At 65.9% G+C, this 17,988-nt stretch carries 19 protein-coding genes; 3 read left to right on the top strand and 16 right to left on the bottom strand.

Features of this window, described 5'->3' with window-relative positions:
* Positions 1-56: 56 nt before the first annotated feature.
* The 9 genes from KBY99_RS08655 to KBY99_RS08615 all read right to left on the bottom strand — a co-directional run bounded on the left by KBY99_RS08655 (position 57) and on the right by KBY99_RS08615 (position 7,647).
* Positions 57-638 carry a TVP38/TMEM64 family protein gene (locus KBY99_RS08655; protein ID WP_254998576.1) on the bottom strand — a complete coding sequence of 194 codons (582 nt, stop codon included), beginning with the start codon at positions 636-638 and terminating at the stop codon, positions 57-59.
* Positions 639-666: 28 nt separating this feature from the next.
* Positions 667-1,371 (bottom strand): helix-turn-helix domain-containing protein, encoded by a 705-nt coding sequence (locus KBY99_RS08650; RefSeq protein WP_254998574.1) that lies wholly within the window; start codon positions 1,369-1,371, stop codon positions 667-669.
* Positions 1,372-1,453: 82 nt separating this feature from the next.
* Complete coding sequence (locus tag KBY99_RS08645) at positions 1,454-2,224, bottom strand: phosphatase PAP2 family protein (RefSeq protein ID WP_254998573.1); 771 nt, start codon at positions 2,222-2,224, stop codon at positions 1,454-1,456.
* 93 nt (positions 2,225-2,317) lie between these two features.
* Positions 2,318-2,941, bottom strand: coding sequence for a hypothetical protein (locus KBY99_RS08640; RefSeq protein WP_254998572.1), 624 nt, complete (start codon positions 2,939-2,941; stop codon positions 2,318-2,320).
* An 8-nt stretch (positions 2,942-2,949) separates the two neighbouring features.
* The gene (gene bchI / locus KBY99_RS08635; protein WP_254998571.1) at positions 2,950-4,038 is read right to left on the bottom strand and encodes a magnesium chelatase ATPase subunit I; all 1,089 of its coding nucleotides are present in this window, start codon (positions 4,036-4,038) and stop codon (positions 2,950-2,952) included.
* Positions 4,035-5,501 carry a DUF3370 domain-containing protein gene (locus KBY99_RS08630; RefSeq protein ID WP_254998569.1) on the bottom strand — a complete coding sequence of 489 codons (1,467 nt, stop codon included), beginning with the start codon at positions 5,499-5,501 and terminating at the stop codon, positions 4,035-4,037. The genes bchI and KBY99_RS08630 overlap by 4 nt, the downstream gene beginning before the upstream one ends.
* On the bottom strand, positions 5,498-6,556 hold the full coding sequence (locus tag KBY99_RS08625) for a serine hydrolase (RefSeq protein WP_409996551.1): 1,059 nt from the start codon (positions 6,554-6,556) through the stop codon (positions 5,498-5,500). The genes KBY99_RS08630 and KBY99_RS08625 overlap by 4 nt, the downstream gene beginning before the upstream one ends.
* 27 nt (positions 6,557-6,583) lie before the next feature.
* Positions 6,584-7,333 (bottom strand): RNA methyltransferase, encoded by a 750-nt coding sequence (locus tag KBY99_RS08620; RefSeq protein ID WP_254998568.1) that lies wholly within the window; start codon positions 7,331-7,333, stop codon positions 6,584-6,586.
* Positions 7,330-7,647: a c-type cytochrome gene (locus KBY99_RS08615; protein WP_106501704.1), complete on the bottom strand. Its 318-nt coding sequence runs from the start codon at positions 7,645-7,647 to the stop codon at positions 7,330-7,332. The genes KBY99_RS08620 and KBY99_RS08615 overlap by 4 nt, the downstream gene beginning before the upstream one ends.
* A gap of 144 nt (positions 7,648-7,791) precedes the next feature.
* On the opposite strand from KBY99_RS08615, the gene petG reads away from it, so the two are divergent.
* Entirely contained in the window at positions 7,792-7,902 is a 111-nt protein-coding gene (gene petG / locus KBY99_RS08610; RefSeq protein WP_094559756.1) for a cytochrome b6-f complex subunit V, read from the top strand.
* 15 nt (positions 7,903-7,917) lie between these two features.
* Here petG and rsmD read toward each other — a convergent pair whose 3' ends face one another.
* The 7 genes from rsmD to KBY99_RS08575 all read right to left on the bottom strand — a co-directional run bounded on the left by rsmD (position 7,918) and on the right by KBY99_RS08575 (position 13,748).
* The gene (rsmD, locus tag KBY99_RS08605; RefSeq protein ID WP_254998567.1) at positions 7,918-8,496 is read right to left on the bottom strand and encodes a 16S rRNA (guanine(966)-N(2))-methyltransferase RsmD; all 579 of its coding nucleotides are present in this window, start codon (positions 8,494-8,496) and stop codon (positions 7,918-7,920) included.
* Entirely contained in the window at positions 8,493-9,116 is a 624-nt protein-coding gene (gene hisH / locus KBY99_RS08600) for an imidazole glycerol phosphate synthase subunit HisH (RefSeq protein WP_254998566.1), read from the bottom strand. The genes rsmD and hisH overlap by 4 nt, the downstream gene beginning before the upstream one ends.
* Positions 9,113-10,147: an LOG family protein gene (locus KBY99_RS08595; RefSeq protein WP_254998564.1), complete on the bottom strand. Its 1,035-nt coding sequence runs from the start codon at positions 10,145-10,147 to the stop codon at positions 9,113-9,115. Before KBY99_RS08595 ends, hisH begins: the two co-directional genes overlap by 4 nt.
* Positions 10,148-10,200: 53 nt before the next feature.
* Positions 10,201-10,524, bottom strand: coding sequence for a thioredoxin (trxA, locus tag KBY99_RS08590; RefSeq protein ID WP_106501486.1), 324 nt, complete (start codon positions 10,522-10,524; stop codon positions 10,201-10,203).
* A gap of 210 nt (positions 10,525-10,734) precedes the next feature.
* Entirely contained in the window at positions 10,735-11,898 is a 1,164-nt protein-coding gene (locus KBY99_RS08585) for a GuaB3 family IMP dehydrogenase-related protein (RefSeq protein WP_254998562.1), read from the bottom strand.
* A 65-nt stretch (positions 11,899-11,963) separates the two neighbouring features.
* Positions 11,964-12,524 carry a CAAD domain-containing protein gene (locus KBY99_RS08580; protein WP_254998561.1) on the bottom strand — a complete coding sequence of 187 codons (561 nt, stop codon included), beginning with the start codon at positions 12,522-12,524 and terminating at the stop codon, positions 11,964-11,966.
* A gap of 63 nt (positions 12,525-12,587) precedes the next feature.
* Complete coding sequence (locus tag KBY99_RS08575) at positions 12,588-13,748, bottom strand: homocysteine biosynthesis protein (protein ID WP_254998560.1); 1,161 nt, start codon at positions 13,746-13,748, stop codon at positions 12,588-12,590.
* Positions 13,749-13,795: 47 nt separating this feature from the next.
* Between KBY99_RS08575 and gyrA the strand changes: the two genes are divergently transcribed.
* On the top strand, positions 13,796-16,492 hold the full coding sequence (gene gyrA, locus KBY99_RS08570; protein ID WP_254998559.1) for a DNA gyrase subunit A: 2,697 nt from the start codon (positions 13,796-13,798) through the stop codon (positions 16,490-16,492).
* A gap of 51 nt (positions 16,493-16,543) precedes the next feature.
* Positions 16,544-17,827 (top strand): lycopene beta cyclase, encoded by a 1,284-nt coding sequence (gene crtL, locus KBY99_RS08565; protein ID WP_254998558.1) that lies wholly within the window; start codon positions 16,544-16,546, stop codon positions 17,825-17,827.
* Positions 17,828-17,988: the final 161 nt, after the last annotated feature.

Below are 17,988 nucleotides of genomic sequence, written 5' to 3'. Positions count from 1 at the left end.
TGGGAGCCTCAATCCTGGTTGAAACGCAGGGCCATCCAGCTCTGGCAGCGCCCTGCCTAGGGGAGGCGTTCTTCCTGCTGCCTGGTTTCTGGGTCGTTCCGGGTATCGCTGAACTGCAGCCGCCTGGCCACGACCAGTAGCACCGCTGCGCTGGCAGCCACAGCCACCCAGCGAGCCGTCAACGACAGTGGGCTCAGGTTGCCCCGCATGGATTCAGCCCCAGTAGCCCCTGCCAGCACCATCAGGGCAAAGCGTGGGATCAGGGCCAACGAGGCCAAGGCATAGGGCTGCAGCCGGGTGGGCCCCAGGGCACAGCCGGCATTCACCAAATTCATGGGGATCAGCGCCAGCCGCAGCAGCAGCAGAAACTTCAGGCCGGCCGGTTGCCCGATCAGCTGCTCCAGCAGCCTGGCTTTGGGCGTTCGGGCCAGCCAGCGCTCCATTCTCGGCCGCAGCAGCCCACGGCACAGCCGCCAGTTGAGCAGCAGGCCAATGGCTTGTGCGAGCAGCACGGTGAATAGCCCTAGCCAGGGTCCGAATAGGGCTCCAGCGCCAACAACAAGGGCACCGCCCGGCAAACCCAGCCCCACGGCGGCGCTCAACAGCAGCAGATACAGCCAGGGGTTGATTCCTGACATCAGGGCTGCTTCATCGGCCAGCCCCGTCTTAAGTGCTGTGCTGCAACAACAGGCCCAGTTTCATCGCAGCGCCCACCGCCATGGTGCGATTGCGTGCATTCAACTTCTGCAGCACCGAGCGGGTGTATTCGCGGGTGGTGGTTTCGGCGATGCCCAGGCGCTTCGCAATCTCCCGGTTCGATAGCCCCTTGGCCAGTTCCTCCAGCGTTTGCTGCTCCCTTGGGGTGAGCTGGGGCCGGCTGCCAAGGGTGTTGGCCTTGAGGGCGGAGAGCAGGGCTGGTTCCACGTAGCGATGCCCCTGGTTCACGGCGATGAGAGCTTCAATCAACACGCCACTGCCGAAGCTCTGCGTTTTGACCACGGCGTCGAGCCGATCCAGCGGGTAGGCATTCACCTGCAGCCACGCCGTACTTTCGAGCAGCAGCACCACCGCCGGAGGGCGCGGCAGGGCGCGCAGTTGGTTGATCAGCGCTTCGCCATGGTCGGGCGCGATCGAATCCACCAGCATCAGCAGACAACGCTCCTTACGGCTTTCAACCAGGTCCATCACCTCCCCAGGGGTGACGCAGCTGCCAATCATGCGATCTAACTGAGCGGTGAGGGCCGCGCGCGTCATCAGCTGCGCTTCCAGATGGGAGCCTGACGCGCCGATCAGGGTCCAGGGCTTGAACAGAGCATCGACCGCTTCTCGGCGGGCGCGGAAACCTGGATCCAGCGGGTCAAAGCGAGGCAAGGCTGGGTGAGGAGCGGGGTGGCTTTTGGCGGAGCCGCCCTGGCACCAGCCGGCCGGGATCGATGCCGAGGATGATCATGGTTCAGCGCAGCATCGGCGGCAGGGCCTTGGCTGGAACTGCCCGCAACAATTCGAGCTCCGCCCGTAGCGCCGGATCCTGCCGGAAGGCTCGCCACTGGGGACTGGCGATGATCTGCAGGGCGGCATCGGCCCCGAGGCGCTGGCCTGCCTCCACATCGGAGGGGTAATGCACGCCGCAGAGCACTCGGTTGGCTCCACCCTGGCGGCCTACGTGATGCAGGCGCTCGCGACGCTCGGGAAGTAGGTCAGCGAGCAGCTCGGCTGTGCTGCGGAACCACACGGCATGCCCAGAGGGAAAGGAGCCGGTGTTCTCCCGTGGCAGACAGGGCTCCAGCCCAGGGTGGGCGATGTAGGGACGGATGCGGCCCTGTTGTTGCTTGATCCCCCGATAGGCGCTGTTCACCGGCGCCATGAACGCGTGAAGGCCGGCGCTGAGCATTGGCGTGGCCTTGCCGAGCTCAGTGCCCACAGCGCTGCTGAAGACATTGAGGTCGCGGTCTAGTAGCAGCCAGGTGGTGGCCACGATCTCCGGGCTTCGGAAGCGCTGCAGCCACTCCAGGATTGCCAGATCAGCGGCTTCCGCGGCACTGCCTGGCGCTGGAGGGAGGCCAGCGATTGCGGCCAGTCGGCGCTGGTCGAGTTTGAGCTCCGCTGCTGCCGGTTCGGCCTGGGCGGCCAGGCATGTTTGCTGCAGGGCTAGGGCGGCCAGCAGACCAGCTACCCACTGAGACCGCCGCAGGGTGGTGGACCGGTGTGGGGCACAGGTGGGCATGGCGGTGAACGTTGCAGAAAATTGGGGGGAGGCAATATCTGAATCTGAGGATCTGAGGATCTGAGGATCTGAGGACTTCAGGGCCGGCGATGGTCAGCTCCGCGGTTGCCGACCAGGCTCCAGGAGTGGATCACAGCGCTGCTTGCCATCGAGCAGCTGGGCCTGGCTGTAGGTCCGCACCTCGGGCTGCATTAGGGACGGCCGGTAGCGGAGCACAACCAGCTGGTCGAAGTCGTCGTCGGCGATCGGCGCCATCGCTGGCCAGCCCAGGCCTGCGGCGAGCTGGGGCAGGCGACGGTGTTCCCAGAACAGCACCACCCTGCCGCCGGCAACACTCGGATCGGTGAGAATTTGGCGTCCTGACCGGAAGGAATCCTCGCGGGAGGCGAGGTCGATGGCGATGTCTACGCCGGTAGCAACCGCTAGAGGCACGGCCGTCTGGTAACTGCGGGCGTTCTTGCCGGAAATGGGATCGAGATAGAAGCTACGGATCTGGCTGGGGCGCCCAAAACATTGCGGCAGCAGCGAGGCTAGGGCAATAGCGCGCTCGAATCCCTGCGCCGACAGGTTGTAATTGGACCCCCCAGGACCTTTGTGGCCATGGCGCATCAGCACCACCAGCTCGGGCGTGGCCCGAGCGGAGGGGGCCAGTGGCATCAGGCCGATACAGGCGCTGACAAGCATCACCCGGCCGATGTAGTCAGCAGATGAGGCCATGGAGTGCTTCACCCCACCAAAGCCAGCTCGAAGGCGCTGCGATCGCTGCTGTCGGAGCGCTCGAACACCTTGCAGAACACCTTCACCACCCGGTCGCCGGAGTCGATCGTTTCCAGCGGGTCTTTGCGCAGGCGATGGCGCAGGCAGCAGGCCACGACGCGAGCCACGTCGTTTTCGTCCACCTCGGTGCGACCCTCGAAGGCGGCCAGGGCTCGGGCGGCCCGGTTGGTGACGATGTCGCCGCGCAGGCCATCCACATCCAGCTCACCGCACACCGCCGAGATGCGAATGCGTAGGTCGGCGTCGATCGCCACTTGATTCAGCAGCTTCTGCGCCGCAATCACCCGATCCTGCAGGGCGTCCTGGGTGGTTTGCACCCCATTGTTGAAGCCGTCTGGATCACTGTCGAAGGCGGTGCGCTGATCCACCACCTGCACCCGCAGCTCTGGATCGCGCACGGTGCGCACCTCCACGCTCATGCCGAAGCGATCCAGCAGCTGGGGCCGCAGCTCCCCCTCCTCGGGGTTGCCGGAGCCGATCAGCACGAAGCGGGCTGGGTGGCGCACGCTCACGCCTTCGCGCTCCACCGTGTTCCAGCCGGAGGCGGCTGAATCCAGCAGCACGTCCACCAGGTGGTCGTCGAGCAGGTTCACCTCATCGACGTAGAGCAGGCCGCGGTTGGCCTTGGCCAGCAGGCCGGGCTCAAAGGCCCGCACGCCTTCACTCAGGGCTTTTTCGATGTCGATCGTGCCGCAGAGGCGATCCTCCGTTGCACCTAGGGGCAGGTCGACCATCGGCACCTGGCGGGGCTCCACCGGTAGCTCCTCACCCTGCTCGGCGCGGGCGCGCACCTCCGTGCTCTGCAGGTCTGGGTCGCTGGGTGAGCTGTTGTACGGGTCGCCCGCCACCACATCGATTTCGGGCAGCAGGTCGGCCAGGGCCCGGATCGTGGTCGATTTGCCGGTGCCCCGGTCGCCCATGATCATCACGCCGCCAATGCGCGGATCGATCACGTTCAGCAGCAGGGCCAGCTTCATCTCCTCCTGCCCGACGATCGCGGTGAAGGGGAAGACCCTGCGCTTGCGAACTGGCGTCACGGACGGCTGGCTGGAGTTGATTCGGATTGTTTCACAGCTGGGTTCATAGCTGGATCTGGAAGCGGCAGCAGGCTGAGCACCTGGGGCGGGGTGGCATCGGCCGGATAGATCAGCCGCACCTGCAGCTGGCGGCTGGCCCCTGGCGCCAGGCTGATGGTGCCAAAGGCGGGGCTGGGTTCACCAGCACGCTGCACCAGATGGAAGCTGCGCCGGCCAACGGGCCTGCTGCCCGGGCTGGCACCATCAAGGCCCGTCACCTCCACCGTGCCGCGGAACATCACCGGCCGACTGCCACTAGCGATGCCGTCAATGCTTTTGAAGCGCAGGCCCCCAATGGCGGCATCGCCTTTGAGCGGCGATTCCAGGGCCAGCTGCAGGGTCACCGGCTTGGTCGTGTCGTTGCGCAGGGGGATGCTGAGGTCGTATTCGACGCCGTAGTTGCCGTGGGCGGCCCAGGCGGTGCCTGGGTAGAAAGCCTGGAGCTCGGCGGTTTGCACCTGGCCGGTGCCCAGGGTGCCGCGCTCCAGGCTGCTGATCGGCCAGGAGATCGGCGCCCGGCTCACGCTCAACCAGTTTTTACCCGGATCGCTGAGGCGGCTGCGCCAAACGCTGCCCACCTGCACCCCACTTACCCGCGAATACACCATCCCCCCCTTGCTGCCCCGCGGGGTGGGGCTGTGCTCCCGGGGGCTGAGATCCCCCTCCTCCAGCAGGGCGGCCCAGCTGGAGGGGGCCGGCGGCTGATTGCCGCTGCCGAAGGCCGCCAGGGTGGCCAGGCTCACGGGGCCCGAGCTCTCCAGCCGCAGCTGCAGGTTGCGGCCGTTGAGCAGGGGATCGAGGCCCCGCACCGGCAGGGGCAGCACGATCAGGGTGGTGGGAGCGCCTGGGGGCAGGGTCCAGCTGGCGGGCAGCTCGGGGCTGCGCTGGCGGGCCAGCAATTCGGTAGCCACCCGGCTGCCGGGGCCAGCCCACACCGGCGTAGTGCCCTGAACCATCAGGGATGGCAGGGGCAGGAAGGGGGCGCCGGCCTGGCCGGGATCCACCGCCTGAGATAGGGCCGTTGAGCCAGCCAGCAACTTCAGGGTCACGGGGCCGGGGCCGCGGGGAGCGGCCAGCACCGCCAGCCACAGGGTGGAGTCGAGGCTCTCCGGCTTGCCCGCATACACGTGATGGCTGAACAGATCGAAGCGGCCGTTTAGCGCCACATCCAGGTGGGCTGCAGGCACGCCGCGGCCGGCGCCGGGGAAAGTGGAGAGCAGGATCCCGGGCGCGCGAATCAGCTCGGGGTTGTTGTCGTTTACCAGCAGCAGCCGATCCAGCCCGCCGCTCAAAGGCGCCACGGTTTGGGGGCGCAGCAGCGGGGCCGCTGGGTTGGCTTTGGTCTGGCTCAGGGCGGGGGCAGCCAGGCTGGTTAGCAGCAGCAGGGGCAGCCAGCTGGTATGGAGCAGGCGAGGGGGGTTCATTTGCGGCCTACCAGGGTTTTTGAAACTTCAGCGGCCATGGCGCGGATCAGATCGGTGGAGCGGGGGTCGTTGAACGGACCTTTAACCATGAAGGCCGCCACGGCGCGCTGGCCGTTGGGGAGCTGGATTAGGGCCGCATCGGCGTAGGCAATGCCTATATCACCGGTTTTGTTGTAGACGCTGATGCCGAAACTGAGCAGCTCGCTGTCGGGGTCGGCGGCATCTTTACCGAGTCCCTGGAGTAAGCCCAGGGGAATCAGGGTGTTGGTGCGGGAGCTGCCCATGATTTCCCTAAACAGGTCCCGAGCCCGAGGACTCAGGCTTTCGCCGATATCCACCATGGCGATCGACTTGGCCAGGTCGCGGCTGCTGGTGGTGTTGGTGCCTTCGAGATCGGGCAGCCAGTTTTTGACTGCCGTCGAAGGCAGGCCCATGGCGGCGAAACGCTCATTGAGCGTCGTTTTGCCGCCTAGACGCTTGATCAGCAGGTTGGTGGCGCTGTTGTCGCTCACCCGGATCATTTCGGTGGCCGCTTCAAAAAACGGGAAGCGCGTGCCCACCGGTTTGTTGGCCATCCAGCCGGCTCCGCCACCCACCACTTCTTTGGTAAGGGGCAGGGGCTCGTTCCAGCGCAATATGCCGTTGTCGAGGTCTTCCAGACCTGCAAGAAGGATCGGCGTTTTGATTGAACTGGCTGCCGGCAGGGGTAGGTCGGGCTGCAGCTGGGCAAAGCGGCCGTCGTCGAGCACCAGCAGGAAGGCGCTGGCGGTGAGGTCTTTCTGGGCTGCCGCCAGCTCGCCCCAGCGCTTGCTCACAGCTGTCAGCTCCGTGCGGGCTTCGAACTGCCCCGGATCGAGGCCCTTGCTGTTGCGGGCTGCGGCGAGGTCGAGGCTGGGGGCCTTGCTGGCGCCTTGGGCCAGGTGGGGGGCCAGCAGCTTGAGGCTGGTGCCGGTGACCACTCCCAGGCCGATTCCCATCACCACCAGGCGCAACACCAACCGAAAGGGGGATCCCCAGCGGTTCTTGGGGCTGCGGGGCTGACGGCCAGCGGTCACGGGCCACTCCAACGAAGTGACCTGAAGTTAAGGGGTCTGGCCAGGGTTGCTCCCGCGCTCACTGGCCCAGCGCAGCTGGCGCACCATGCCGCGCACCAGGGCTACCTCTTCAGTGGAGATTTGGGCCCGTTGCAGCAGCCCCCGCAGCTTGGCCATGCGGGCGTGGGCAGTGTGGGGATGGAGGAAGCCCACGTCGAGCAGCAGGGCCTCGGCATCGCCGAGCATCGCTTCAAGGGCCTGGCGGTCGCTTGGCTCCGGCAGGGCGCCAACCTCAGGGCTGCTTTCTAAGCCGTTCCCTAAGCAATGCCAGCTATGCAGCACCAGGGCTGCAGCGTGGGAGAGGTTGAGGGAGGCATAGGCGTCGCCGCTGCCCAGGGTGAGCAGCTGGCCAGCCTGGAGCAGCTCGTCGTTGCTGAGGCCCCGATCCTCCCGGCCGAACACCAGGGCGCAGGGCCCCCTGGCCTGGGCCAGCCAGCGCAGGGCCGGCTCCGGTGCTTGCAGGGGTAAGGGCTCGCCGGAGCGCCGGCCGCTGGTGGCCACCACCCGGCAGCAGTCGGCCAGGGCGGCGCTGAGGCTTGGGAACAGGCGGGCCTGCTCCAGCAGCCAGCCGCCGTGTACGGCCATGCGCCGGGCCTCCTCGCCGAGGTGGTCGCAGCGGGGCGCCACCAGGCGCAGCTCACCTACGTCGAAGTTGGCGCAGAGGCGAGCAACGCTGCCGACGTTGAGCGGCCCGGAGGGTTCCACCAGCACTACGGCCAGCTGGGCGGCGCCGCTCACACAAGACCGTTCAGATAGGCCAGCAGGTCCGCCATGGCCTGGGGTTCCGGTTGGAAGCGGGGCATCGGCGGCGTGCGGCCACTCACCACCTGCTGGATCAGCTGGCGGGAGCTCTTGCGGGCGGCGACCCCGTGGAGATTGGGGCCCACCAGCCCTTGGGCGGCGATGCCGTGGCAGCCGGCGCAATTGAGCCGAAACAGCCGGCCGCCCTTCTCGCTGGAGCCGCTGAGCTCAAGGGTCTGACGGCTATAGGGATCGGCCTGGGCTGCAGGCAGCACTAGCAACACCGCCACAATGCAGGCCGCGGCCGCCATGCCCACAAGGGCAGCGATCAGGCCGCGGCGCCCTTTGGCGGCATCTGGGTTTAGGGGTTGGCCGGTCACAGTTGGTGCGGGGCGCTCGCGGTGTGGGGGATGGGCGTGGAACAATTGTGCCCTGAACGCCTTGTCAGTGCTCCCATGATCGAACCCCTGCTCTGCGGCATCGTGCTCGGTCTGATCCCCGTGACCCTGGCTGGTTTGTTTGTAGCCGCCTGGAACCAGTATCGCCGTGGCACCCTGCTCGACTGAGCTTCAGTTGGCTCTTCAAGCGGTGCTGCAGTTGACTTGTCCCAGCAGCAGCAAGCTGGTGGTGCCGTAGCGGCGTTCATCGCGCTTGCTCCACCCGGCTGGAATCGCTGGCAGCTTGGAGCTGGCGCATTCCCAGATCAAGGTGCCGCCTGGCTTGAGCCAGCCTCCTGCCAGCACAGCACTGGCTATCTGGGCATAAAGGTCTGCGGCGTAGGGGGGGTCGGCATAGATCAAATCAAAGGCTGCATGTTGATTTGGCTCCGCCAGCCAACGCCCCACCTCGCGGCAGTGCACCGCCCAGTCGCTTGCTTGGCGGCCGGCGTCACCTAGCCCCTGATGCACCGCTTCGAGATTGGTGCGGGTCACGGCGGCGATGCGGCGGTCCTGCTCGATGGCCACAACTCGGCTAGCACCCCGATGCAGGGCTTCGCAGGCCATAGCGCCGCTGCCGCTGCATAGATCCAGCCAGGCGCAGCCGGGCAGCTCGGCTGCCAGCAGGTTCATTACCGCCAGCCGCACCCGGGAGCTGGTGGGGCGAGCAATGCTGCCAGGTGGACTCTGCAGCCGCCGGCCCCCGCTAAGCCGCAGGCTCATAAGGCATCGAGCCAGGCCAGCCAGCGGCGCAGGATCGCCTCGCCGTGGGGGCCTGATTTTTCCGGGTGAAACTGGCAAGCTCCAATGGCTCCTTGCCAGACAGCGGCGGTGACAGCGGTGTCGGCGAAGCGCACCAGGGCGGTGTTGCAGGCCGGATCACTGGGCTCGGCGGCGTAGGAGTGCACGAAATAAACCCAGCTCTCCGGGCTGCCGGCCGGTAGCAGGGGACTGGGGTTTGCTGGCACCAGGGGCTCCCAGCCCATGTGCGGAATCGGGTGGCCTGGCCGGCGGGGCAGGGCCCTCACCCGCCCCTTGAGCAGGCTCAGACCAGTTGCTTCGCCCTCGTCACTGGCCTCAAACAGCAGCTGCAGCCCCAGGCAAATGCCCAGCAGGGGCCGGCCGGCATCGCACCAGGTCGTGATCGCCTCGGCCAGACCACCCTGGCGCAGGCGCTCCATCGCCGGATCAAAGGCTCCCACCCCTGGCAGCACTAGGGCCTTGCAGCCCTCCATTTCGGCGCCGCTTTGAACGGGCTGGACCGTTGCGCCAAGCCGTTCGAAAGCCCGCTGCACAGAGTGCAGATTGCCCATGCCGTAATCGATCAAGCCGAGGCGACTCATGGGGCCGAAGAACTGGGTTGGCGGCGGCCGGGCTCCGTAAGCAGCTGCTCTGGAGGCACCTCCAGCCCGTTGAGTGTGTCGAGCAGCTGGTAGAGCCGGCCGATGCGGCGGCGATTGAAGTGGAAATTCAGGCAGGGGCGCAGCAGGCCGGCATCGTCGACGGTCTCGCTCGCCTGGATAACGCCCTCATCCACCAGATCATCGAACTGCAGGTTGAGGGCAGCTAGCTGATCTGGCTGCAGGGCGCAGTTGAGCAGCAGCTCAATGCGGTTGTCGCCCAGCCTGGCGGAGTGAAACAGGCGATAGAAGCGGCTGATGTGGGCCACTGCCTCCTCGGCACTGTGGGCCTCCCTCAATATGTCGCCGTCTTCGGGGGAGATCAGGCCGCTGGCGGCCAAACCCTGGCTGACATCCCGCTGCCAGCCGCTCCAGAAGGGGTTGCCGGGAGGGGCAAGCAGCACCAGGGGAATCGGTGGGGTGCGGCCGGTTTGGATCAAGGTGAGCGATTCGAATAGCTCGTCGAGGGTGCCGAAGCCGCCTGGCATCACCACTAGGGCATCGCTCTCACGCAAAAAGAAAAGTTTGCGGGTGAAGAAATAGCGGAAGTGGAGCAGCCGGCCATCGCAGCTGCTCACAAAGCGGTTGGCGTTCTGCTCAAACGGCAGGTCCACGTTGAGGCCGATGCTGGCCTCGCAGCCGGCACCGCTGTTGGCGGCCTCCATAATGCCGCCGCCGGCGCCCGTCATTACGTCAAATCCAGCGGCCACCGCATAGCGGGCCAGCTCTTCGGCCAAGGCGTAGCTGGGGTCGCTTTGCACCGTGCGAGCTGAACCGAAGACGGTGATCTTGCGGGTTTGGCGGCGGGGGCGAAAGACCTCAAGGGCCTCACTGATGTCGGCCAGGGCGCCACTGATCAGCCGCCATTCATCTAGGCCACGCTCGTGGCGACCCACCTGCAGCAGGGAAACCAGGGAGCGCTCGATCAGATGCCGCTGGGGGTGGTCTTCGAGCTCATGGGCCAGAACCTGCAAAGGGCTCTGGCCGAAATGGGATGGGTCGCTCAGAACTAGATGCTCAACTGCGCTCAGAGGTACTTGGAAATTGTGGACGACAGGGTTGTTTTCGGCACGGCACCAACCACCGTGTCGACCTTCTGGCCCCCCTTGAAGATCATCAGGGTGGGGATGCTGCGGATGCCGTACTGGCTGGCGACGTTGGGATTTTCGTCGGTATTTAGCTTGAACACTTTGATCTTGCCTTCGAATTCGGTGGCTATTTCGTCGACGATTGGCGCCACCATGCGGCAAGGGCCGCACCAGGGGGCCCAGAAGTCGATCAGCACGGGCAAATCACTTTTGAGCACGTCTTGCTCAAAGGAGGCATCAGTGACAGCAGCGGCGCTCGACATCCTTGCAGGATCAGGGTTTGGCGAATCTAGCAAGGTTGTTTAAGGCCTACCCACGACCGTTGCAGGTCGTGATCCGGTGAGCCTGGGAGGGAGAAGACAAAAGGCCCGGACGCGCCGGGCTGGAGGGTGTGAGGAGTGTGAGAGCCGAAGCTCGCACCTACTGAGGCTAACGCTGCAGTCTGTCCCGCCTGTAGAAACAACCGCCCTTGCTTATTTGCCCATGCCTAGCTGCTGGGCTTTTTGGTAGACCTTGCCTTCAGTGAGCAGGGATGGGGCGACCACCACCTCCACTTTCTGCATGTCTTTGATGGTGCGGGCGCCGAGGGTGCCCATTGAGGTGCGAATGCAGCCCAGCAGGTTTTGGGTGCCGTCATCGAGACCGGCCGGACCCCGCAGAATTTTTTCCAGGCTGCCGGTGGTGCCAACTTTGATGCGGGTGCCGCGGGGCAGCACCGGGCTAGGGGTGGCCATACCCCAGTGGAAGCCCCGGCCGGGGGCCTCGCTGGCGCGGGCAATGGGGGAGCCGATCATCACGGCGTCGGCGCCGCAGGCCAGGCACTTGCAGATGTCACCGCCGTTGACGATGCCGCCATCGGCCACGATCGGTACGTAGCGGCCGCTCTCGGCCAAATATTCGTCGCGGGCGGCGGCACAGTCGGAAACTGAGGTGGCTTGGGGAATGCCTATACCCAGCACACCGCGGCTGGTGCAGGCAGCACCGGGGCCGATGCCCACCATCACGCCGGCGGCGCCGGCCCGCATCAACTTCAGTGCCACCTCATAGGTGACGCAATTGCCAATGATCACGGGCACCCCGAAGGTGCGGCAAAGGTGCTCGAGATCGAGGCTCTCCTGGCCCTCAGGGCCGATGTGCTCGGTGCTGACCACCGTTGCCTGCACGAAGAAAAGGTCAGCGCCGGCTTCGGCGATGGCCTTGCCGAATCGCAGGGCGGCCACTGGAGTGGCGCTCACCGCCGCGATGCCGCCCTGCTGCTTGATCTCGGCAATCCGCTGACGGATCAGGTCTTCCCGCACCGGCTGGCTGTAGAGCTCCTGCATCAGGGGCACGAAGTCCTCCTTGCCCACCGCGGCGATGCGGTCGAGGATGGGATTGGGGTCGTCGTAGCGGCACTGGACGCCCTCCAGGTTCAAAACGCCTAGGGCTCCCTGTTTGCTCAGTTCCACCGCCATGGCCACATCGACCACCCCGTCCATGGCACTGGCGATGATCGGAATCTCGCGGCTGATGCCGCCGAGGCTCCAACTGCTGTCCGTGATAGCTGGATCAACCGTGCGGCCACCCGGCACCAGGGCGATTTCGTCGATGCCGTAGGCACGACGCACAGTGCGGAAGCGACCGAGCTGAATGTCCACCTGGAGTTAACTAATTCGGGACAAGCTATCAACCAGCCGCCCGCAGGCCGCGGGGCAAGGTGGGATCAGGCCTTGCCGCGGAAGGCTTTCCAGCTTTGGCTCAGACCGCCCAGCAGCCGTTCGCGCTCGCTGCTGCGCAGCAGTTTGGGAATGCCGTAGCGCACCGCCCACACCACCCCAGCTAGCTCGAGCAGGCCGGGCACCAGGGGCAGGCTGTCGAGGGCACCCAGCACGGCGCTGTAGACCCGCAGCACCAGCAGCAGGCCGACCAGGCCAGCGAGGAGGGTTACCGGTTTGCGGGCCTGGGCCCACAGGTTGTTGAGCTCGTTTTGATCGAGCCACTGGCGCAGCTTGCCCAGCAGGAGTTCCCACTCACCACCTTCGCCGCTTTGGGGCCCGGCTTCGTCACTGAACGAGTTGGAGCCTGCGCTGGGACTGGCTTCAATCACCAGGGTGGCGGCAATGCTGGGTTCGGGGGGCGCCGCCTCTGGAGCGGGCTGTTGAGCTGGCTGTTCAACAACCTGTTCAACGACCTGCTCAACAATCTGTTCCACTGGCTGTTCGACTGGCTGTTGAACAGCCCCGTCGGGGTTGGTGTCGGGGTTGGTGGTGGTGTCGTCGGCCATGGCGGCGCGGCGGGGATAGGAATGTGGCGGGAGCTTAAGTGCGGCTGGCTAATACTCCAAGCCCTAGGCCTCAATCGGCAGCAAGCTCGGGCGACTGCTCAGCGGCACGACCGGCAGGCGCAGGGGGAAGCTGCCGTCGATCAGGGCTGCTATCAGGGCCTCGCTGGCGGCGGCGGCCAGGCGCGGGCTGTGGGAGGGCGCACAGGCCACCGAGCGGCCTGCCAACTGGATCGTGCCGCTGAGCAGTTCGGCGTAGCTCACCGAGCCCAGGCTGGGTTTGATCCGCCGCGGCACCGAAAGGTCGAGCACGGGCGCCTCCAGCTCCTGGGGGCCAGCGGCGGCCTGGCGCGCTACCTCGGCATTGATCAGGGGCACCGGCGCCGCAATCGCAATCAGTAGGGCGCTGCCATGGCCCTCAAAAAAACAAGGGCGCACCCACTCGGGCCGCAGGCCGTGCAAATCCACGCTCACGGCGGCGGCCGCGCCGGGGGTGCGGGCATGGCCGCTGGCCTGGCGCCGGCAACCGGGCTGGTGGCCGCTGCCAGCCCCTATCACCCAGCCGATGGCGCCGCCTACCAGCACCGGTGAGCCAGGCCCCAGCAGCGACAACCCCGGCATGGTGAGGCCGATGCTGCCGGCGCCGCCGCAGGAGTAAAGGGCGTTGGCGGCTGGACCCAGCAGGGTGCCGTAGGGGCTGGGGCAGGGCCCTTCCGCCTGGCTGAGGGCGACTACGCCGTTTTCACTGATGGCCCGCTGCAGCAGCAGCCGGCCAGCGCCGATCTGCTCCAGCCCCAGCTCCGTGTGCAGCTCCCGGCGGGGGTGCAGGGCGGTGGCCTCGCCGCTGGCGTTGAAGGGCAGGGCCCGGCCCTGTAGCAGGGCGCCGAGCAGCTGGGCGCCGCCCATCGCATCGCCTAGGCCGCCGCCGATCGGCAGCACCAGATCGCCGCTGCCGCAGCCCGCCAACCCCGCCACTCCGGCCAGCTGGCCGTCGCGCAGGCGGATCGGTGGATCCGTGGGGCCGAGGCTTAGGAGCAGGCTGGCCTGGTCGCTGAAGCCCGCATCGGCTGCCACCACCACATCAGTGCTGGCGTAGGCCTCGGCCAGCCCGGCTTGCAGCACCAGGCTGCGAAAATCAGCGGCGGCGCGCACCTGCAGCTGGCCCCGTTGCTGCTTGAGCCTTAGCCCCGCCTCCTGGCGTGGCGGGAATGGATCGGATTTGGGCATTCCCCCTGGGCTTTAGATAAACTGACCACTGGTAAAGACGGTCATCCATGGCGGACCCCAGCGAACCCGGTGCTGATATTCCGGGGGAGTCCGGTGGCAACGGTGATTCGCGGATCATCCTGACCGATCTGCGCAACGAGATGTCGCGCTCCTATTTGGAGTATGCGATGAGCGTGATCGTGGGTCGGGCCCTGCCCGATGCCCGCGATGGCCTCAAGCCGGTGCACCGGCGCATCCTTTACGCCATGTATGAGCTGGGTCTCACCAGCGACCGGCCCTACAGGAAGTGCGCCCGTGTGGTGGGTGAGGTGCTTGGTAAGTACCACCCCCACGGCGATACGGCCGTCTACGACGCCCTGGTGCGGATGGCCCAGGACTTCAACATGCGCATGCCCCTGGTCAATGGGCATGGCAACTTTGGCTCGGTGGACGGCGACCCCCCGGCCGCCATGCGTTACACCGAATCACGGCTGCAGGCGCTGACCACAGACAGCCTGCTTGACGACATCGAAGCCGAAACGGTCGATTTCGCCGACAACTTTGATGGCTCCCAGCAGGAGCCCACCGTGATGCCGGCGCGGATTCCGCAGCTGCTGCTCAACGGCTCCACCGGCATCGCCGTGGGCATGGCGACGAACATCCCACCCCACAACCTCACTGAGCTGATCGACGGCACGCTGGCGCTGATCGCCAACCCCGACATCGACGATCTGCAGTTGATGGCGATCATCCCGGGGCCGGATTTCCCCACGGGAGGCCAGATCCTGGGTCGCCGCGGTATCCGTGACACCTACACCACCGGCCGCGGTTCAGTGACCATGCGGGGCGTCGCCTCGATTGAAACGCTGGAGGTGAAGGGCCGCCCCGATCGCGATGCGGTGATCATCACCGAATTGCCCTTCCAAACCAACAAGGCCTCGCTGATTGAGCGGATCGCCGAGCTGGTTAACGACAAGAAGCTGGAGGGGATCTCTGATATCCGTGATGAATCCGACCGCGATGGCATGCGGATCGTGATCGAATTGCGCCGTGATGCCTACCCCCAGGTGGTGCTGAACAACCTGTTCAAGCTCACGCCGCTGCAAAACAATTTCAGCGCCTACATGCTGGCGTTGGTGAAGTCGGAGCCGGTGCTGCTCACCCTGCGCAAGATGCTGCAGGTGTTTCTCGACTTCCGCATCGAGACGATCGAGCGCCGCACCCGCTACTTCCTGCGCAAAGCCGAGGAGCGCGACCACATTTTGCTGGGCCTGCTGCTGGCCCTAGACCAACTCGATCCGATCATTGCCCTGATCCGGGCTGCTTCCGATGCGGCCACGGCCCGCTTGCAGCTGCAGGAGCGCCACGGCCTCAGTGAGATCCAGGCAGATGCAATTCTGCAGATGCAGCTGCGGCGTTTGACGGCCCTCGAGGCCGACAAGATCCGCCTTGAGCATGAGGATTTAGTCGTCAAGATTGCCGACTACAAAGACATCCTGGCCAATCGCGAGCGCGTACTCACGATTATCACCGAAGAGCTCGGTGCGATCCGCACTCGTTACCACTCCCCCCGCCGCACTGAGATTCTCGATCTCGAGGGCGGCCTCGAAGACATCGACCTGATCGCTAATGAGCGTTCGGTTGTGTTGCTCACCGAGAACGGCTACCTGAAGCGGATGCCGGTGAGCGAATTTGAGGCCACCAGCCGCGGCACCCGCGGCAAGGCCGGCACCAAGACCCAGGGCGAGGAGGCGGTGCGGCTGTTCATCAGCTGCAACGACCACGACAACCTGCTGCTGTTCTCCGATCGCGGCGTTGTTTACACGGTGCCGGCCTATCGGGTGCCGATCTGCAGCCGTGCTGCCAAGGGCACGCCGATTGTGCAGATGTTGCCGATTCCCCGGGAGGAGCAGATCACCTCGCTGCTGGCGGTGAGCGAATTCACCGATGACGGTGTGCTGGTGATGCTCACCAGTGGCGGCACGATTAAGCGCACCCGTCTATCGGCCTTTGCCAACATCCGCTCCAATGGCTTGATCGCCATCGATCTGGTGGAGGGGGATGCCCTCACCTGGGTGCGCTTGGCCCTGCCCGGCGACAGCATCCTGATCGGCTCGCGCAACGGCATGACCATCCACTTCCGTCTCAACGACGAGGAGTTGCGGCCCCTGGGCCGCACCGCCCGCGGCGTGCGGGCCATGAACCTGCGCCCCGGCGACCAGCTGGTGAGCATGGATGTGCTGCCCGCCGAGCTCGCCGATCGGGTGGCTAGCTCGGCCAGCGCCGAAGACGATGAAAGTGAGGAGGTGGCGCCGAGCGAGGGTCCTTGGGTGCTGGTGGCCAGTGCCAGCGGCCTGGGTAAGCGGGTGCCGGTGGATCAGTTCCGCCTGCAGAAGCGCGCCGGCATGGGCCTGCGGGCGATCAAGTTCCGCAATAAGAGTGATGTGCTGGTGGGCCTCAAGGTGCTCGGGGCCGGCGAGGAGCTGCTGCTGGTGAGCGAGAAGGGGGTGATCGTGCGCACCCAGGCCGATGCGGTGCCGCAGCAGTCGCGGGCGGCTACGGGCGTGCGCTTGCAGAAGCTCGATGCCCGCGATCGCCTCAGCGAAGTGGTGCTGGTGCCACCGGCTGCTGAAGATGAGGAGGTGCCCGTCGACGGGGAGGCGCCCCCTTTGGAGGTGGTCGCCCTTGATGAAGCTGTCGCCCTCACCACCGAAGACGCCGGCGCTTCCCCTGCCGAACTTGAAAGCCCAGCCAGCGAAGGGTGAAGTCCTGGCACGGCTTTTTGCTGCATCATTAGGCCACTTTCGACCGGTGTGATGCCCACTGATGTGCTGGTGGTGGGCGCAGGCCCGGCGGCCCTGGCCATTGCCGCTGAGCTGGCGGAGCGGGGGCTGGCGGTGGCCGTGCTGGCTGCGACTGATCCTCGCGACCCCTGGTCCAACACCTACGGGATTTGGGGAGACGAGGTGGATGCCCTCGGCCTGGGCCACCTGCTGGAGCACAGCTGGAGCGACACCTGCAGTTACTTCGGCTCCGGCAGCAGCGACCCTGCCGATCCAGCCAACAGCCCCACCCGCCACGGCCGCGACTACGGCCTGTTCGACAAAACGCGCTTGCAGCAGTTCTGGCTGGAGCGCTGCGAGGCCGCCGGGGTGCAGTGGATCCGGGGGCTTGCAGAGGAGCTGAGCCATGGGAGCGGCCGCAGCCAGGTGCGCTATGCCCCTGCTCTTGCTGCCGATGTAGCGCTGATCGAGGCGCGGCTGGTGGTGGATGCCAGCGGCCACAAGGCGGTGTTTGTGCAGCGGCCTGAGCTGGGGCCGGTGGCGGGCCAGGCGGCCTACGGCGTGGTGGGACGCTTCACGGCGCCGCCGGTGCAGCCCGGTCAATTCGTGCTGATGGATTACCGCGCCGATCACCTCAGCGAAGCGGAGCGGCAGGAGCCCCCCACTTTTCTTTATGCGATGGATCTGGGCCAGGGACGGTTTTTTGTTGAGGAGACCTCCCTGGCCCTGGCGCCGCCTGTGCCCTACGCCACGCTCAAGCAGCGCCTCGAGCGGCGGCTGGCCCATCGCGGTGTGGCGATCGAGCAGGTGGAGCACGAGGAGTTTTGCCTGTTTCCGATGAACCTGCCCCTACCGGATTTGGATCAGCCCGTGCTGGCCTTTGGCGGGGCTGCGGCGATGGTGCATCCGGCTTCCGGCTACCTGGTGGGGGCGCTGCTGCGCCGGGCGCCGGTGCTGGCGGCGGCGGTGGCGCAGGCCCTGCGCGCCAATCCAGCCGCCGCTTCGGCGGAGCTGGCCCAGGCGGGCTGGCAGGCGCTCTGGCCCCCGGAGCTACGTCGTAAACACGCCCTCTACCAATTTGGGCTGGAGAAATTGATGCGCTTCTCCGAGCCCCAGCTGCGCGCCCATTTTTCTACTTTTTTTAGCCTACCCAAAGAGCAGTGGTATGGCTTTTTGGTTAACACCGCCAGCGTGCCTGAATTGATCGTGGCGATGCTGCGGCTATTTGCTACCGCCCCTTGGAACGTTAAGGCGGGGCTGATGGGCATGCAGGGGCGGGAGTTGGCGCTGGGTATGGGCTTGATCTTGACTCGCTGATGTGGGAAATCAAGAGGGATTCAAGTCATAGTAAAGGGTTCGGTAGCATCGATGTTCACTATGGGCCGCCAGGGCTGCTGAAGGGGCTATAACTACTAGCTGGCTAGTTCATGCTAAATCTGATGAACTGTGACCGGTGAAGATTTGCTTCATCGGTATTC

It is taken from the genome of Cyanobium sp. Maggiore-St4-Cus, assembly GCF_024345615.1.
In the GTDB taxonomy this organism is placed as follows: domain Bacteria; phylum Cyanobacteriota; class Cyanobacteriia; order PCC-6307; family Cyanobiaceae; genus Cyanobium_A; species Cyanobium_A usitatum.
Note: the sequence above shows the minus strand (reverse complement) of the source record. Positions and strands in the feature narration are given on the sequence as shown.

Coding starts and splice junctions, on each gene's coding strand:
- petG (WP_094559756.1), top strand. CDS start 7,792: ATGATCGAACCCCTGCTCTGCGGCATCGTGCTCGGTCTGATCCCCGTG.
- KBY99_RS08615 (WP_106501704.1), bottom strand. CDS start 7,647: ATGGCGGCCGCGGCCTGCATTGTGGCGGTGTTGCTAGTGCTGCCTGCA.
- trxA (WP_106501486.1), bottom strand. CDS start 10,524: ATGTCGAGCGCCGCTGCTGTCACTGATGCCTCCTTTGAGCAAGACGTG.
- KBY99_RS08630 (WP_254998569.1), bottom strand. CDS start 5,501: ATGAACCCCCCTCGCCTGCTCCATACCAGCTGGCTGCCCCTGCTGCTG.
- crtL (WP_254998558.1), top strand. CDS start 16,544: ATGCCCACTGATGTGCTGGTGGTGGGCGCAGGCCCGGCGGCCCTGGCC.
- rsmD (WP_254998567.1), bottom strand. CDS start 8,496: ATGAGCCTGCGGCTTAGCGGGGGCCGGCGGCTGCAGAGTCCACCTGGC.
- KBY99_RS08640 (WP_254998572.1), bottom strand. CDS start 2,941: ATGGCCTCATCTGCTGACTACATCGGCCGGGTGATGCTTGTCAGCGCC.
- KBY99_RS08580 (WP_254998561.1), bottom strand. CDS start 12,524: ATGGCCGACGACACCACCACCAACCCCGACACCAACCCCGACGGGGCT.
- KBY99_RS08645 (WP_254998573.1), bottom strand. CDS start 2,224: ATGCCCACCTGTGCCCCACACCGGTCCACCACCCTGCGGCGGTCTCAG.
- gyrA (WP_254998559.1), top strand. CDS start 13,796: ATGGCGGACCCCAGCGAACCCGGTGCTGATATTCCGGGGGAGTCCGGT.
- KBY99_RS08655 (WP_254998576.1), bottom strand. CDS start 638: ATGTCAGGAATCAACCCCTGGCTGTATCTGCTGCTGTTGAGCGCCGCC.
- hisH (WP_254998566.1), bottom strand. CDS start 9,116: ATGAGTCGCCTCGGCTTGATCGATTACGGCATGGGCAATCTGCACTCT.
- KBY99_RS08575 (WP_254998560.1), bottom strand. CDS start 13,748: ATGCCCAAATCCGATCCATTCCCGCCACGCCAGGAGGCGGGGCTAAGG.